16 protein-coding genes and 1 riboswitch are annotated in these 14,467 nt (G+C 57.7%); of the genes, 10 read left to right on the top strand and 6 right to left on the bottom strand.

Annotation, left to right across the window (positions count from 1 at the left end; all coding sequences use genetic code 11):
* The first annotated feature begins 108 nt into the window (after positions 1–108).
* Positions 109–504 (top strand): hypothetical protein, encoded by a 396-nt coding sequence (locus BGI51_RS22660; RefSeq protein ID WP_187979849.1) that lies wholly within the window; start codon positions 109–111, stop codon positions 502–504.
* Between the two features lie 644 nt (positions 505–1,148).
* On the opposite strand, the gene BGI51_RS22665 is transcribed toward BGI51_RS22660, so the two are convergent.
* The gene (locus tag BGI51_RS22665; RefSeq protein WP_187979850.1) at positions 1,149–2,123 is read right to left on the bottom strand and encodes a helix-turn-helix domain-containing protein; all 975 of its coding nucleotides are present in this window, start codon (positions 2,121–2,123) and stop codon (positions 1,149–1,151) included.
* A 191-nt stretch (positions 2,124–2,314) separates the two neighbouring features.
* Here BGI51_RS22665 and BGI51_RS22670 point away from each other — a divergent pair, with 191 nt between their 5' ends.
* The 5 genes from BGI51_RS22670 to BGI51_RS22690 are packed head-to-tail and all read left to right on the top strand — an operon-like array spanning position 2,315 to position 7,048.
* Positions 2,315–2,752: a TIGR03757 family integrating conjugative element protein gene (locus BGI51_RS22670; RefSeq protein ID WP_252977171.1), complete on the top strand. Its 438-nt coding sequence runs from the start codon at positions 2,315–2,317 to the stop codon at positions 2,750–2,752.
* Positions 2,749–3,696: a TIGR03756 family integrating conjugative element protein gene (locus BGI51_RS22675; protein ID WP_187979851.1), complete on the top strand. Its 948-nt coding sequence runs from the start codon at positions 2,749–2,751 to the stop codon at positions 3,694–3,696. Before BGI51_RS22670 ends, BGI51_RS22675 begins: the two co-directional genes overlap by 4 nt.
* 17 nt (positions 3,697–3,713) lie before the next feature.
* Positions 3,714–5,087, top strand: coding sequence for an integrating conjugative element protein (locus BGI51_RS22680; protein WP_187979852.1), 1,374 nt, complete (start codon positions 3,714–3,716; stop codon positions 5,085–5,087).
* A gap of 2 nt (positions 5,088–5,089) precedes the next feature.
* The gene (locus tag BGI51_RS22685) at positions 5,090–5,452 is read left to right on the top strand and encodes a hypothetical protein (RefSeq protein WP_187979853.1); all 363 of its coding nucleotides are present in this window, start codon (positions 5,090–5,092) and stop codon (positions 5,450–5,452) included.
* Positions 5,453–5,461: 9 nt separating this feature from the next.
* Positions 5,462–7,048, top strand: a complete 1,587-nt coding sequence (locus BGI51_RS22690; protein WP_187979854.1) for a conjugal transfer protein TraG N-terminal domain-containing protein — start codon at positions 5,462–5,464, stop codon at positions 7,046–7,048.
* A 27-nt stretch (positions 7,049–7,075) separates the two neighbouring features.
* Here the strand turns inward: BGI51_RS22690 and BGI51_RS22695 are convergent, their stop codons facing one another.
* Complete coding sequence (locus BGI51_RS22695) at positions 7,076–7,435, bottom strand: DUF3742 family protein (protein WP_187979855.1); 360 nt, start codon at positions 7,433–7,435, stop codon at positions 7,076–7,078.
* Between the two features lie 265 nt (positions 7,436–7,700).
* On the opposite strand from BGI51_RS22695, the gene BGI51_RS22700 reads away from it, so the two are divergent.
* The 3 genes from BGI51_RS22700 (at position 7,701) to BGI51_RS22710 (ending at position 10,135) form a co-directional block, all read left to right on the top strand.
* The gene (locus BGI51_RS22700) at positions 7,701–9,071 is read left to right on the top strand and encodes an IS3 family transposase (protein ID WP_187979856.1); all 1,371 of its coding nucleotides are present in this window, start codon (positions 7,701–7,703) and stop codon (positions 9,069–9,071) included.
* A gap of 151 nt (positions 9,072–9,222) precedes the next feature.
* A riboswitch (Fluoride riboswitch) is annotated at positions 9,223–9,283 on the top strand.
* Between the two features lie 107 nt (positions 9,284–9,390).
* Positions 9,391–9,774, top strand: coding sequence for a fluoride efflux transporter CrcB (gene crcB / locus BGI51_RS22705; RefSeq protein WP_027597932.1), 384 nt, complete (start codon positions 9,391–9,393; stop codon positions 9,772–9,774).
* 10 nt (positions 9,775–9,784) lie between these two features.
* A complete protein-coding gene (locus BGI51_RS22710) occupies positions 9,785–10,135 on the top strand; it encodes a DUF190 domain-containing protein (protein ID WP_074528232.1) in 351 nt (116 codons plus the stop codon).
* A gap of 165 nt (positions 10,136–10,300) precedes the next feature.
* Here BGI51_RS22710 and BGI51_RS22715 read toward each other — a convergent pair whose 3' ends face one another.
* The 4 genes from BGI51_RS22715 to copM form a co-directional block, all read right to left on the bottom strand.
* The gene (locus tag BGI51_RS22715) at positions 10,301–11,464 is read right to left on the bottom strand and encodes a TDT family transporter (protein ID WP_074528233.1); all 1,164 of its coding nucleotides are present in this window, start codon (positions 11,462–11,464) and stop codon (positions 10,301–10,303) included.
* A gap of 129 nt (positions 11,465–11,593) precedes the next feature.
* Positions 11,594–11,968 carry a COG4315 family predicted lipoprotein gene (locus BGI51_RS22720; RefSeq protein ID WP_187979857.1) on the bottom strand — a complete coding sequence of 125 codons (375 nt, stop codon included), beginning with the start codon at positions 11,966–11,968 and terminating at the stop codon, positions 11,594–11,596.
* A gap of 15 nt (positions 11,969–11,983) precedes the next feature.
* Entirely contained in the window at positions 11,984–13,447 is a 1,464-nt protein-coding gene (locus tag BGI51_RS22725; RefSeq protein WP_187979858.1) for a YncE family protein, read from the bottom strand.
* A gap of 5 nt (positions 13,448–13,452) precedes the next feature.
* Positions 13,453–13,806, bottom strand: coding sequence for a CopM family metallochaperone (gene copM / locus BGI51_RS22730; RefSeq protein WP_074528236.1), 354 nt, complete (start codon positions 13,804–13,806; stop codon positions 13,453–13,455).
* A 136-nt stretch (positions 13,807–13,942) separates the two neighbouring features.
* Here copM and BGI51_RS22735 point away from each other — a divergent pair, with 136 nt between their 5' ends.
* Complete coding sequence (locus BGI51_RS22735; protein ID WP_187979859.1) at positions 13,943–14,449, top strand: sigma-70 family RNA polymerase sigma factor; 507 nt, start codon at positions 13,943–13,945, stop codon at positions 14,447–14,449.
* Positions 14,450–14,467 lie beyond the last annotated feature (18 nt).

Below are 14,467 nucleotides of genomic sequence, written 5' to 3' on the forward strand. Positions count from 1 at the left end.
CCCTACGACGGCTCAACAGCCGCCTCACCCATCTGCTGCGGATGATCGATGCCGAGATGCAACGCCGCGAAACCCCGCACCACCGTTCTCCACTGCCAGGCAACTCAGATGAGCAATCCCGCTGATACCTCCCTCCCCCGTATGACCGGTGAATTGCCGAAGCCCAGGATCGTATTTGAAAGCGGTAGTGCACTTCCGCCGATCAAGCTGGCACGAATCACCCAGGTATCCAGTCACCAGTGGCTGTTCCGAGTAGGCGCCTATGAACATCAGGAGTCATACGGCAGTGAACGCGAAGCCATGGAATCGGCCGAGCGATTGCTCTTCACCCTCTTTCGTGACATCGCGGATGAACAGATGCTGGCTGCCCTTCGCCGAGGTGATGCTGCCCTCGCGGTGCGGTATGCCGAACGCCGAGGCTATTGGCAGGGACGTCGAGAAGAGAAACATCTGCACCAGGTAGCCGTAGGCAATGCATTGGCAGCGCTGAGACACCTTACCTGAAGCAGACTCCATACGTCCGGATATGGGAATTTCAACCTCCAGCGACGTAGATATGGTTTCCTGCTGACCCTGCCCAACTAATGACGTTCTCTATACCAGTCATTTTCTTGCCTGGTAACCAGCATGATAAACGTTAATGAACCAAGCCAGCGACCCAACAAATGCGACGCACCTGCTATATACATTCTCCACGGAAAGACAGGCAGCGGAAAATCCTCGCTAATTGATAGATACATTAGCAAGCACCCTAATGACATAGCACTATATCGACCCAATGATTCAGGCGCGGCACTAACTATTGACTCCGCCGCTCATCTGAACCGTCAAATAATAGCAGTAGACGAACTATACAAATGGCAGCCAGCGTCAGTGCCTGACAGTATCCGCGAACTGGAACACATAGCCCGTAGAGATCGGATAAATCTCATAATCACTATTCAAGAGCGTAACGACCTAGAGCTTCTGCATATAAGCTTCAGCAGAACACCATTATTCATTAAAGTAGACCACAACACCACGACCGAAAGCCTTAAAGATATTCTTGACCACCCTGTCAAAATTTGAGCCATTCACTCGCGAATTGAAACACTAGCTAGCAGCCCTGGGCACCATTACAGATTGTGCCCAAGGACTGCAATAAAATCTCATTCATTGGCTGGACGGTTAGAAAAATCAAAGGTGTGCGAGGCTAACTCAGCGTGCTGATCATAAAAGCGCGAGTTGCCATTGACCACGCTGCCTATGCGCTGAGTAATGCTACGCCATCCCTCCCAATAATTGCTTTTTTCATACTGATCTGCATCCCAGAAATCCTCCCACCAGCAACTTCTTTCAGCTGACTTAAGTATAGATGCAGGATGACTGGAGCCCTCCATCAGCGCATCGAAAACCTCCTTTCTAGCAAGATATCCGAGTACCTCGACTTGGGAATTTTGACGCTGCGTCCATGCCCTGTAGACACCTTTAAGAATCAAGCTTAAAGCGGCCAAACTTGCCTCGCCGCCAGCCCCAATAACGTCACTAACATGATAAGGAGTATGAAAAACCTGATAATCCCAATCACTGTATTGCCGAACAAACAAAAAGCCTCCCGTTTCTTCCTTGCTGCGCACCAAGTGCAGATTTGGTCGCAAGCCATCGTCATTTGGCAAAAATAGAAATTCTGTACCTGAAATAACATGCTCTGGTATACGCACATAAGTCGAGGAATAAGGGGCACCCTCTCCATGTATGAGCCATTGACTATGGCAGCCCATCAGCTTCGCGATGTTTGCAAGCTCATCAAATGAAGCTTCAGCATGCCCACGGAACCATTGCTCTACAGGTACGGCATGCGTCAGCCCTAAGGCTTCTGCAATTCGAGAGGGACTGGCGACTTTAAACGGGCATGCTTTCTCTATATTTCTTGCCAAAAACTCGAGACGTTCAGAGATCTGACCCAGCCGCGTACTTTCTTGACGAGTTGACTCAGTCGGCCTGACCCATGCTTTCAAAGCATGGCGGGCTTCGGCCTCTAGAGATCGATCATTCCGTGCTGCGAGATCGGCAAGAGCTGCCAAAACCTCGTGTGGAAGAGACCTAATGTTTAGCTTTCCGGTAGCGTTGTCATTACTGAACATGGCAGATCTCCAAGTGAGCACCTTGGATCAAGCTATCAAAAAGGTAGCAAAATGACTACATTTTGTTTTATCACTTTTCTGCAAGCTGCTGAGATGGTTTTAACCTCCAGCGACGTAGATATGGTTTCCCGCTGACCCAGCCCTCCTGATCGCGTTTCCTGTACCAGCCACTTCTCTGCCTGGTACTGCGCATGCCCATTTCCCCCCCTACCTTCTCAGCAGGCTTGAAAGCCCGCCTGCTGGGCTTTGTCCTGGCCACCGCCTGCGTCCCCTTCGCCACAGCGGATGTGCTGGCCATCTCCGACGCGACTCATCCGCTCATCAACAGCGCCGGCGCCCGGGTTGTGCACTTGGATGCCCCGGAGCGCCTTGAGCAAAAGCTTTCCGAAGGCCTGCCGGCGGATCCGCGACAGGCCGTAGCCATCATGCAGCAGCGGATGCGTTCGGCCTCCGCGCAGCAGCTGGGACGTGACCTCGCCAAGGCGCACCAGGACGTGGCTGATGCCTGGAGCCTGGGCGTGGCCAAGCTGCCGGCGGTCGTGGTGGATCGTCAGTATGTGGTCTATGGCCAGCCCGACGTGGCGGCCGCAGTGGCCAGCATCGAGCGCTACCGGAGTAGCGGACGATGAGTCGGCAGCTGCAACATCTAAGGCGCCTTGCCCTGGCGATACCGCTGGCCACCAGCCTGCAGGCCACTGCAGCGGTCACCACCGCCACCATCGTGTCGTCCTCGCTCTCGCCCGACTGCCTCGAATACAAGGTGGTCGGCATCTGCTACTGGCTCTTCTGCACCCCTTACGGCTGCAAGGTGAAGACCTCGGCCAAGGTACGGCACTTCGTGCCCGATGCAGTGGTGTCCAGCTACGCCAATACCGGCGAGAACCCGTGGACGGAGATGGCCTCTTTCAGCCCCGCCAGCAGTGTCGCCGCCGGCGGCAATGACCCGGGCGACAGCGCGACCCAGGCCAACACCACGATCAGCGCGCGCTTCAAGAACACCGATGTCATTGGCCACCCGGGCGGCTACGCCTTCAGCCAGTTCGCCAGCGGCTCTGGCTATGTCTGCAAGGGCGCCGGTACCGCCTACATGCCGTATCTGCTGAGCAACTACGACTACATGGCTTGGCGGTACGGCATCCCCGAGGCCGTCTATCCGGAAGCCCTCATCCCGGGCAAGCGCGAAGTGGGCGGCACCTTGTCCGGCGACCTATGGGGCAACGTCTATCCACGCAGCGGTTTCCTGCATCAGCCCGATGACTACAAGGCCGCGGCGGTCATGGCCCAGCGCGCCGGCGACGTGGTCACGCGCTCTGGCCAGATCCACGTCTACCAGTCGCTGCTGGCCCAGGCCGAGGACGGCTACTGGCCTGCAGGCGAGCTGCTTGAGGGCGACGCCACCACCGGCAAGTGGCAGGAGCTCACACCCACGCTGAGCCAGAGCTGCGCAGCCTTCCCTAACCCGGGCCCACACGTTCAGGACGCCGTGGGCGCCTATGCCTGGGCGCTGTGGCGCCCCTACAGCTGCTGCAAGCGCGAAGGCCAGGTTTTCCTGGGCAGCACCGACTTTCAATGATCAGGGAGCCGTCGATCATGAGTACCACTCGCCTCACCCTGCTGGCCAGCACCTGCCTGGCCAGCCTTCTCCTCGGCAGCGCTGTCCAGGCGGTCGAGCCCTACCGTGTGCAGTCCCAGGGCAGCGTCATCGGTGACGACGTGCTCTACAGCATCGGCGGCGGCAATGCCGTATCGATGGGCAGCGTCGGCAACATGGACAGCATCCAGATTGGCGGTGGCTGGAACACCAACCTGATCTGCGGAAACATGAGCCTCACCAACACCCTGCAGAACCAGCTCAACGGGGCCACCCAGGGCTTCCAGACCATCATGAGTTCGGTGCTGCAGAACGCCACCGGCGCCGTTGCTTCCCTCCCCGGCTTGATCCTGCAGCGCGCCAACCCGGGCCTGTACAACCTCATCACCAACGGCATTGGCCAGGCACGCCTGGACTTTGATCGCTCGAAGGGCACCTGCCGCGCCATCGCCGACAAGATGCTCGATGTCGCCGGCGGCCAGGTCGGCTGGAACAAGCTCGCCGAAGGTGAGGCGATGAAGTCGGCCGCTGCCGGCACCACCGATGCGGTGGCCGCAATCAACCAGGTCGAGCAGAAGAGCGGGAATGAGGGCGTCACCTGGGTCGGCGGGAGCAAAGCCGGGGGCAGCGGCCAGCAGCCCATCAAGGTGGTCGGCGACGTTACCAAGGCCGGCTACAACATGCTCAGTGGCCGCTCACCCACCGCCACTGGCTCGATCCCGGCCAGCAGTTGCAACGGCGGTCTCGTCTGCAGCACCTGGTCGTCGCCGCAGGAGGCCGCGACCTTCGCCACCCGGGTACTGGGCGAGCAACAGCAGCAGACCTGCGACAACTGCCAGAAGACCGTGACCCAGGCCGGGGTCGGCCTCACCCCGCTGATTCAGGAAACCTACGACACCAAGCTCAAGGCGGTGAATGCGCTGATCGCCGGCACCCAGCCGATGACAGCCGAGAACCTGGCCGCGGCCGGTAGCAATTCCATCCCGATCACCCGCGGCATCATCGAGTCGCTACGCACCGAACAGGACCAGGACGTGCTGGCCAAGCGGCTCGTCTCCGAGGTCTCCCTGGCCGATGTCATCGAGAAGGCGCTGTCGCTGGTTCGTACCCTGGCCGCTGGCCGCCAGGAGCCCAACGTCGCCGCCAACCAGGTCGCCCAGACGCAGGTCGACCAGAACGCTGCCAACCTGCAGGCCGAGATCCAGAACCTCAAGACCGAGCTGGACATGCGCCGGGAGCTAGCCGGCAACTCGCCGACCACCATCCTGCAGCGCGCCTCGATCCGCAAGGACGCCTCCAAGGGCATCTTCCAGGGCGATCCGCTGCCGAACCGGCTGGATCGCACCGAGAACCCGGCGAAGAAGGGCGAATGACCATGACAACTTCCTCCTGGTCTCGCCGCGCCCAAGCGGTACTCAGCTTCGGTCGGCGCGGTTTAGGCCTGACCTGGTCACTGCTGTGGCCCTTCCTGCTGGCGGTAGCCCTCGCCCTGGGCTTCGTACTTGTGACGGCCTGGGGCTTCGGCGACCTGCAGAGCTACCGCCAGTGGCAGGCCGAGCACCATGGCCACTTCCTGGTGTGGCGGTTGTGCCTATACGCCGGATTGATCTGCTGCTGGCGGCCCGTCAGGCGTCGGTTGATGGCCGTGGCCGATGAGCGCGGCCGTATCTACCGCTGCGAGGCACTGGCCCTGGCGGTCATCGGCCTTTTCGAACTGCGCAACGCCGGCGTGCTGTAGGAGATCGCCATGCAGCTCTATACCAACGACTACCTCGAGTACTACCTGACCCTGGTGGGCTGGATCATCAACAGCGGCATCTGGGAGATGATCGGCGGGACCGGTCTGTTTGCCGCGCCGTTCGCCGCCATCATCATCCAGGAGTGGCTCCGCGCCCGCGGCGAGGGCCAGGACGAAGGCAACAAGGGAGCCTTGAGCTTGGCGCGCATCGAGAACCGGTTCTTCGTGGCCCTGGTCGTCATCATGCTCGGCCTAATGCCGCTCCCGAATGCGAACGTCAGCTTCTCGACCATCCAGTACGACCAGACCCGCTCCAAGCAATGCCAGGTCGACGTGCCCAAGCCGGACGGAACGGGCTGGGGGACCTCGTTCAGCACCCTCAACGGCAAGAGCGCCCAGGTGCCGGTCTGGTGGATGGTGGTCCACGCCTTGTCGAAGGGCATGGCGGCGGGCGCCGTGGCCAGCATTCCCTGTGGTCAGGATCTGCAGCAGCTGCGCATGGAGGTCAACGCCGAGCGGATCGACAATCCCCTCCTCGCCCAGGAGGTCGCCGACTTCACCAACGACTGCTACGCACGAGCTCGGGCCAAGCTGTTCATGACTCAGCCCACCCTAACCGACAAGCAGTACCTGGACGTCAGCTGGATCGGCTCGAAGTACTTCCTCAGCACGAGCGGTTACTACAGCGATGGTAGCTCGGGCTTCCGCTCCCACACCCCGCGTACGGCATGGCCCTACGATGCCACCCGGGACGCAGGCTTGGCACAGACCACTGGCGGAGGCGGCTACCCCACCTGCACCCAATGGTGGTCGGACGGCTCCAAGGGCCTCAGAGCAAGGCTGCTGGCACAGGTTGAACCGAACATCCTGACCAAGCTGGCCAAGTGGGCGAGCTTCATGTCTCAAGACGAGGTGAATGACTCAGTGATTCGGGACCTGGTGTCCCCGAAGAAGCAGACGCTGACGCAGGGGCAGGTCTACGGGGACTACGGTGGCCAGATCGGCAGCTCTTTGTACAACGACGCCGCTAGGGTCACGGCTGGCCTTGGACAGGCAGTGGGCTCGCTCGCTTACTTCCCGGCCATGGACAGCGTCCGGCAGGCCGCGCCGATGGTGATGGCCTTCCTTAAGATGGCGTTCATCATCTGCATCCCCATCGTACTGGTACTGGGGACCTATGACCTCAAGGTGGCCATGACGCTCACGTTTGCCCAGTTCGCACTGATCTTCGTGGATTTCTGGCTGCAACTGGCGAGGTGGGTCGACAGTACGATCATGGATGCGCTGTACGGCACTGGGATCTACAAGGTGAATAACACCGCGCCCCACGCGAACTTCGATCCCATCATCGGCCTGAGCAACATGCAGGGAGACATGCTGCTGAACTACGTGATGGGGGCGATGTTTCTGATACTACCGGCGTTCTGGATGACTGCTATGACTTGGGCAGGCTTCCAGACTGGAAGCCTTGCTAGCTCACTGGCGACTGGTGCCCAGACTGCCAAGACGGAAAGCGGAAATATCGGACGTCAGGCTGGCAGCGCAGCATCGACTGCCGCTACGAAGGGAATATCCAGGTCACCAAGCCAAGATTAACGAATCAAGTAGGGCTAGTTTATAGCCCTACCATCTGTTCCCTTCTTTGTCGTAGTGACCGTGCCCAAAAAGCCCATCTCTCAGGCCTTCCTCTTCGAAGAATCGATGATTGTCTTCAGAAGAAGATGCGTCATGGGCAGAACCTTTTCCCCCACCCAACAATGTAAGAGCAGCGATAGCAGCTAAGACCAGAAGGAGCAGCGGCAGCAGGAAATATGCACAGGCCGCTAATCCTAACGCACGGACTGACCATTTGATGACTTGGCCAACAAGGTTTAGCCGACCTTCATGCTCGAAAACCCGCCAAAAGGCTGCCTCAGCACGAAATGGAATCGCGACAAAACGGCCGATTTTCGAGGCGAAAGGTTTTTGAGCGGGCGATTTCATCGAGCTTACCCCAATACTACCGTTAGAGGGATTGCGTTATGACATCACTTATACGCCCCAGCTCACTAGCCTGCAACAGCTTCATTGTGCTAACGCCGGTCGAGATCTGAGCTACCTGTCACATCAATCAAGGGGTTAGAGGCGAAAATGGGCTGGAGCAAAGGAGGGAATGGAAGGGGGCTCTAAGGGTAAAAGCCCTACCAGAAAGGGCTCCGCCTTCGGTGAAATGACCCCCGAAAGTTGGACGCTGCCTTGAAGGCGTACCATGCCCAAGTACTCTCTAGCGTTCAAATTGAAGATCGTCGCTCAATACCAAAAGGGCGATTGCAGCTACGGCCACCTCGCTAGGGCGCATGACGTCAGCGTGGTGCAGGTAAAAGGATGGATTGGCGCCTATGCCAATCACGGAAAAGCGGCTCTACAAAGGCGGTATCGTTATCACAGTATTGATTTCAAGATCGAGGTGGTGCGACAGATCGTCGAAGGCCTATCAATCCGACGGGCTAGTGAGCGATTTAATCTCAATCGCTCCCAAATGCAGCGCTGGGTCAATGCGTGGCAGAGGTATGGTATCGAGGGGTTGGCCAGCAAACGCAGAGGTGATTCCTTGCCCCTTCTTCCCGTTCCAGATCCATCCGCTTTCAAGCCCCACATCGCAAACCCAGTCCGAGAGCTGGAAAAGCAGGTTGCCTATCTGCAGGTCAAAAACGCCTTTCTGCGCAAAGCCATGAGCTTGGGTCTTAAGGACAGTGACCTGGACAATCAGCAGAAAGCACTTATCGTGCAGGAGTTGCGGTCACGATATCCACTTGATGCGCTTCTTCAGGGAGCATGTCTTCCTCGAAGCAGCTTCTACTACCACCTCAAGGTCACTCGCCAACCAGACAAACAAGGTGCCCGCAAAGAGAGCATCCGGACGATGTTCACGCATCATCGGGGTCGCTATGGCTATCGCCGCATCACGCAGGCGCTACGCAATCAGGGGCAGCAGATCAATCACAAGGCCGTACAGCGGCTGATGGGCGAAATGTCGTTAAAGTGCACGCTGCGACGCCGTCGCTATCGTCCATTCACAGGGCCGGAGTCCTGCGTGGCGCCTAACCTGTTGGAACGCCGCTTTACCGCACCGCAGCCCAATCAGCGGTGGGCGACTGACATAACCGAGTTTCGTGTCAATCAAAACCGGCTATACCTGTCACCGATTCTTGACCTCTTCAATAAGGAAATTGTGGCTTTCGAGATAAGTGAGCGCCCATCGTTCGAGATGGTCTTACGTATGTTGAAAGACGGATTGAAGACCCTTCGGCCTCATGAGAAACCGCTCATCCATTCCGATCAAGGCTGGCACTATCAATACCCTGCCTACCAACAGCTGATCCGTCAGCATGGACTGACTCAGAGTATGTCAAGGCGAGCCAATTGCCTCGACAATGCGGCAATGGAAAGCTTTTTTGCAGTACTAAAATCTGAGCTTTTCCACTGCAACAGGTTCTCAAGCGTAGAGGAGCTGGCAGTAGCAATTCGGGCCTATATCGACTATTACAATAAGGAGCGAATCAAATTGGCACTGGGTGGGCGCAGTCCAGCTGAATATCGTCTGGCAATAGCGAAAGCTGTGAATACCTGTGACGAATAGGACGTTTGCCTCATAGCTACCGCAGAGTCGATCGGTTTCTAAACCCTCGGCGTTTGAGGAGTGCAGGCATGCTCCGGGTCTCAATAAGCAGTGGCAGGCATGTCGGCTTCAAGAACGAGCCATCTTCAAAGTCATCTGCTGCGCTGCTATGATCCGCTAAGGAGATGGCATTCCTCCTCAAACCGCCTCGTGCTGATGATGCCTACGTAACCCCTTGGCAGGGTGCGTAGGTGCGCCCTGTCTTTTTCGAGGACAGCGCTATGCACCGACCATATCCCTCCCCGGCCCCTAGTCTTCCATTCCCCTTGGGAGACGTTCCATGCTGAAGCCGCTCATAGCCATCGCACTCGGTGCGACCTTGGGTGCCTGGCTCCGTTGGATACTGGGCTTGAAGCTAAATGCCTGGTTCCCGTCGCTCCCGCCTGGGACGGTCGTTGCGAATCTTGTAGGTGGCTACATCATCGGAATGGCCGTAGCCATCTTCGCTGCTTGGCCCGGGATTGCGCCTGAATGGCGGCTGTTTCTGATCACCGGATTTTGCGGCGGCTTAACCACCTTCTCGACGTTTTCTGCTGAGACACTGATGCTAATCCAGCAAGGAAGGCTGCTCATGGCGCTGACTGCAATCAGCGTTCATGTCGTGGGGTCCCTGTGCATGACAGCCCTGGGTATCTTGACCATCAACCTGCTTCACCCACGCTAGAGGCAATCGCATGAACGACTATCTCGTTACGTTCTATACCGAACAAAATCGTCGCCATGAACATCAGCAGATTGGAGATTGGCTTCTGGATCTTGCTAAAGAGCTTCACCTAAGTGGCGCAACGTTGTCAGTGGGGGCTGAAGGCTTCGGCCAAGATGGAAAACGCCACTCCGCTCATTTTTTTGAGCTTGCCGATCAGCCCATCCAGGTGACGATGGCGCTGACTCAAATTCAACACGACATGCTGTTTCAACGCCTCGAGTCGGAAGACTTGGCACTGTTCTACATCAAGACGCCTGCCGAGATTGGCACGGTAGGACGCCACCGCCCTTCCCAAGAGACAGAGTCACCCTCGTCCTGAGCTGACGCACCTTTGAATCGGTTAAGGCGGCCGCGGTAACCAACGGCATCAAGGGATAGCTTTCACTGAGCCCCATTTGCGGACTCATCAGCTCACTCGTCGTAGAGAGTGGGCTGATGGTCCTGGCTTGGTGGCGTTGCTCAACGAGGCGCTACCTAATCGACCTCATTTGCGTGGTTGCAGATGAGCAATGCAAGGCGAGACGAACAGCGTCCCACGGTAGGCACCGGCCAGGGTGCGTCCCGCCACCACCGCCCACAGAGCAGTCAAGGCGACGACTAAAAAGGCGCCGAAGACGGTAAAGAAGCCTGATCCAAGCGTGCTTCCCAGACGTAGCGTCGTGACGGCATAGACGCCCAATGGAAAAGTAAAACCCCACCATCCCAGGTTGAAAGGGATGCCGTGGCGCGCGTACTTCAACGTGATCAGTATGGCAAGGCTCATCCACCACAAGCCGAGTCCCCACAGTAGGATCCCGCCAATTACGCCTAGCCCCTGCGCGACGGCGCCAATTCCGGCCATACCGTGAGCAGCGAAGATAACCGGTGCGTCGCTGCCCATCACGAGCAGACCCAACGCACCCGTGCCGATGGGCCCCAGCGATAACCAGCTCGATGCAGCCATGTTCTCGTGAGGCAGCTTGTGCAGCGCCATCCGCAATAGCAGGATCACGAGGACACTTAGGGCGACAGGTACCGAATAAGCCCAAAGCACATAGCTGGTCACCAGCACGGTGAATTGGTGCCCGCCATCAGCTAGGTGCGGTGCCAACAGGCCACCACTGGCAGCGGCCACTTCGGCGGCCACCACAGGTAGCAACCATACCGCTGTCATTTGATCGATGCTGTGCTGCTGACGGGTGAACATCAGGTACGGAATCGCTACTCCGCACACCAGTGCCATGGCCGCATCGACCCACCATAGTCCGGTGGCAATCGTGACAGCCACCTCACCCCATCGTGGCAGCCCGAAGATCAGCATCCCGTTAATGATTGTTGCCAAGCCCATTGGAATGGTGCCGAAAAACATCGATACGGTAGAGTGGGCGAAAATTTGCTTGGCTTCGTTGTAGAACAAGATCCAGCGGGCGGCATACAAGCCGCTGAATAGAACGAAAAGCAAGATATTGAACAGCCACAGTCCTTCGGCGATCAGACGCAAGCCAGGTACCGACACGGGAAAGCTCGCTAAGGCGATTGCCAAGATACCGGTGCCCATCGTTGCCGCAAACCAGTTGGGGGTGAACTGGCGAACGACTTCGAGTGGCTGCTTGAGCTGGCTGAGCGGCTTGCCGCCGGTGCGCAGGGCTATAGCATCTTTTAAGGTCATGAGGTGAGCTCCGCTGAGGAATGCAATCAGTCTAGCTCGGCTCGATTATCCACAAAATTGAATATAATTTAAAAAGTAATCTACCGAGCAGATAAGCAGTCCCTGTTGTCCGCAGGGACTGCTCCACAATCAAGGCTTGGCGACGTGCCAGACTTGATTGACGCCTTCACCGGTCGTTTCACCAGGCTTGCTGTCTTTTACCCAGGTATAGAGTGGCTGCCCCTTGTAGGCCCATTGCTGGCTACCATCATCACGCTGTACTACGGTATAGCCGTCACCGCTCTTGGCCCCTGCCGGTGCCATCAGCGGCGGCCAATTCTTGGCGCACGGGCCATTGCAAGCGGACTTACCCTCGCTGTCCTTGGTGAAGGTGTAAAGCGTCATACCCTTTTCATCCACAAGCACCTTACCCAAGGTGGTGTTGCTAACCTTGGCGGGCGTGGCCGCCAAGGCCAGCCCTGTCATGGAGAAAATGGCAGTGGCAATCAACACTTGTCTGAGCATGATGGACCTCGATGGTTATTGGTATTTCGATTGGGGCACTTGCACTTGCACGGGAGCACCTGGCGCATCGGCTGCACCAGGTGCGATGACGAGGTAGCGCTGTTCATCCGCCTGGGATTGCTGAACCAGTTGGCGTATCGGTCCTACCGCATTCACGATAGCTGCGCCGGCGGGATTGGTTTGAAAAGCGGCGAGAGACTCAAGAGCGCCGCTACCGTCTGCATGACGAGCCAACGCTAGTACGTAGGGCTGCTTGGCCACCAGGCCCGTAACCGAGGCCTGCAGGATCTGTGTCAAACCCTGGTCGAAAAGTGTCACCTGAGTGGTATGACGCTGGTGCTCACCCGGCGGAGCCAGGGCGAGCTGAATACTCTTGGCGGCGCTTCCTAGAGGCTTGAGATTTGCCAGCCCAGCGCCCTGGGTAGCGACGTTGGGAACGTAGACCAAAGCCTGAGGCGCCTGCCCCACGGGTACAGTGGTTTCAACGCTATTGGTCAGCGTATTGATGACGGCCACACTGTCAGCATTCTCCAGTCCCACGTACAGCCGGGTGCCATCTCCTGACGGCCAGAGACCGTGGGGCAAAGCGCCAACAGGAATGCTGGCGACTTGGCTGAAGTCATCGGTTCGGAAGACCTTGACTCGATTTTCCCCGCCTACCGTTACATAGGCGAAGCTTCCGTGGGCATTGCGAACCAAGTTGACGTGATTAGTGATCGCGCCAGTATCAAGCGTCTTAATCAAGCCGAACGGCGGTTTGGCTGCGAACACCTGGGTCTTACCGACATCTTTTAGAGTGAACCAGACCTGTTGGCCATCTGCAGACGCAGCGATGTTGGGGCAGAAGGGACTCGCCTGCGCGACGCGGCCAACAATTCGATGCTCGGCAACCGAAACCACTACGGTTTCCGGAGTGAACGAGGAGCAGACGTAGCCATAGCGGCCATCAGGGGAGAAAATCTGCATGCCAGGGCCTGGCGGTACACCAATACGCGTCTTCTCTTTGAAAGTCACCGGGTCGATCACGGCGATATAGTCCTCGCCCCGTACCGTGACCCAAAGCTCTTTACCGTCAGGGGTGAAGAAGGCTTCATGAGGCGCGCGACCCAGATAGGTTTTACCCTTCACCTGGTTGTTGGCGGTGTCGATGAAGGACACGGAGTTCGAGCCTATCGCTACGACGGCCAAGGTTCGCCCATCTGGCGAAAACCCTAAGCCATGCACCAGTAGCTCCCCCTTATACAGAGGGCTCAGGTTCTTGGGTTGGCTGTCGCCCAGGGTGATGACGCCGAGCAATTTTTCCGTGCTGGGATCAATCACCGATACCGTGTTGGAGAACTGCTCCGCCGTATACACACGGTCTTGGGCGCTAATCGTGATGTCCGGTTGTGCGGCAGCACGCGGAACTTGACCGGCTGAAGCGGTGCAGGAGATTACCAACAACGCAGCGGCGAGCGGGGTGAGCGACAATCGAGGCATAAGGATTACCGAGTGGGAGAGGCGGGCAATTCAGAAAGCGCCTGCTGCATAACGGCGATTTCTTGTTGTTGGGTAACAATGATCTCTTGGGCCAGACGGCGTAGGCGTTCGTTATGGCCATACCGCAATTGGATCCGCGCCATGTCGATCGCACCCTGGTGATGTGCCGTCATCTGGGTCACAAAGTCTCGGTCTACGTCGCCACTGCTGGGCATGTGCATCGCGGCCATCATCTGGTCCATGGCCTGGCGGTTGTCGGCCTGCGCCGTGGCGGCGCTGCTATCAGGTTCGGCCCAGGCAATGGGAAGCGCGAGCACCAGAAGGGGGATTACCAGCAACGGGTGCTTGACTGAAAACACGTGGCGCTCCAGCGATTGGTGAGTTTCCAGTGCAGACGTTTGTACGGTCTGGGTTATTCCATAGCTACAAAAATAAAATTTGTGGGGAATAAAAAGTTCAGCTCAAGCGTCTGTCGGCGATACCAGGGGAACGTCCATGCTTGATGACGCCATGCTTTCTCAACTATTACCGTCTCTGCGTCGCTTCGCAAGATCGCTTACTCGTCACGAAGCTAGCGCCGATGACCTGGTCCAGAGTTGTCTAGAACGGGCGCTTACGCATGGGAACACGCGCTATCCCGACGGTGATGTGCGAGCCTGGCTCTTCACCATTCTGTACCGCCAATTCGTTGATGGCCGACGTCGTGAGCGTCGCTATGGTCGTCTGCTGGAGTGGCTGGGATTCCAAGAGGTCCCGGTTGAGCCTTCGGCTGAGACGATCTATCTGGATCAAGAAGCGTTGACGAATCTTGAGCAACTCAGTGATGAACAGCGTGCTCTGCTGCTGTTGGTCGCGGTGGAAGGCATGAGCTACCGCGATGTATCACAGGCGCTTGGCATTCCACTGGGAACCGTCATGTCTCGTTTGGCGCGGGCACGCGCGGCCTTGAGACAGATCCACGAAAGTCCTTTGGCTACCGCCGCTTTGCGAGTATTGAAATGATGTATCGACCTCCTACTC

The sequence above is a fragment of the Pseudomonas oryzihabitans genome (assembly GCF_014522265.1).
In the GTDB taxonomy this organism is placed as follows: domain Bacteria; phylum Pseudomonadota; class Gammaproteobacteria; order Pseudomonadales; family Pseudomonadaceae; genus Chryseomonas; species Chryseomonas aestiva.

What these genes read in the sequence shown, in the direction of transcription:
- BGI51_RS22660 (WP_187979849.1), top strand. Translation starts at nt 109, where the DNA reads ATGAGCAATCCCGCTGATACCTCCCTCCCCCGTATGACCGGTGAATTG.
- BGI51_RS22665 (WP_187979850.1), bottom strand. Translation starts at nt 2,123, where the DNA reads ATGTTCAGTAATGACAACGCTACCGGAAAGCTAAACATTAGGTCTCTT.
- BGI51_RS22670 (WP_252977171.1), top strand. Translation starts at nt 2,315, where the DNA reads ATGCCCATTTCCCCCCCTACCTTCTCAGCAGGCTTGAAAGCCCGCCTG.
- BGI51_RS22675 (WP_187979851.1), top strand. Translation starts at nt 2,749, where the DNA reads ATGAGTCGGCAGCTGCAACATCTAAGGCGCCTTGCCCTGGCGATACCG.
- BGI51_RS22680 (WP_187979852.1), top strand. Translation starts at nt 3,714, where the DNA reads ATGAGTACCACTCGCCTCACCCTGCTGGCCAGCACCTGCCTGGCCAGC.
- BGI51_RS22685 (WP_187979853.1), top strand. Translation starts at nt 5,090, where the DNA reads ATGACAACTTCCTCCTGGTCTCGCCGCGCCCAAGCGGTACTCAGCTTC.
- BGI51_RS22690 (WP_187979854.1), top strand. Translation starts at nt 5,462, where the DNA reads ATGCAGCTCTATACCAACGACTACCTCGAGTACTACCTGACCCTGGTG.
- BGI51_RS22695 (WP_187979855.1), bottom strand. Translation starts at nt 7,435, where the DNA reads ATGAAATCGCCCGCTCAAAAACCTTTCGCCTCGAAAATCGGCCGTTTT.
- BGI51_RS22700 (WP_187979856.1), top strand. Translation starts at nt 7,701, where the DNA reads ATGCCCAAGTACTCTCTAGCGTTCAAATTGAAGATCGTCGCTCAATAC.
- crcB (WP_027597932.1), top strand. Translation starts at nt 9,391, where the DNA reads ATGCTGAAGCCGCTCATAGCCATCGCACTCGGTGCGACCTTGGGTGCC.
- BGI51_RS22710 (WP_074528232.1), top strand. Translation starts at nt 9,785, where the DNA reads ATGAACGACTATCTCGTTACGTTCTATACCGAACAAAATCGTCGCCAT.
- BGI51_RS22715 (WP_074528233.1), bottom strand. Translation starts at nt 11,464, where the DNA reads ATGACCTTAAAAGATGCTATAGCCCTGCGCACCGGCGGCAAGCCGCTC.
- BGI51_RS22720 (WP_187979857.1), bottom strand. Translation starts at nt 11,968, where the DNA reads ATGCTCAGACAAGTGTTGATTGCCACTGCCATTTTCTCCATGACAGGG.
- BGI51_RS22725 (WP_187979858.1), bottom strand. Translation starts at nt 13,447, where the DNA reads ATGCCTCGATTGTCGCTCACCCCGCTCGCCGCTGCGTTGTTGGTAATC.
- BGI51_RS22735 (WP_187979859.1), top strand. Translation starts at nt 13,943, where the DNA reads ATGCTTGATGACGCCATGCTTTCTCAACTATTACCGTCTCTGCGTCGC.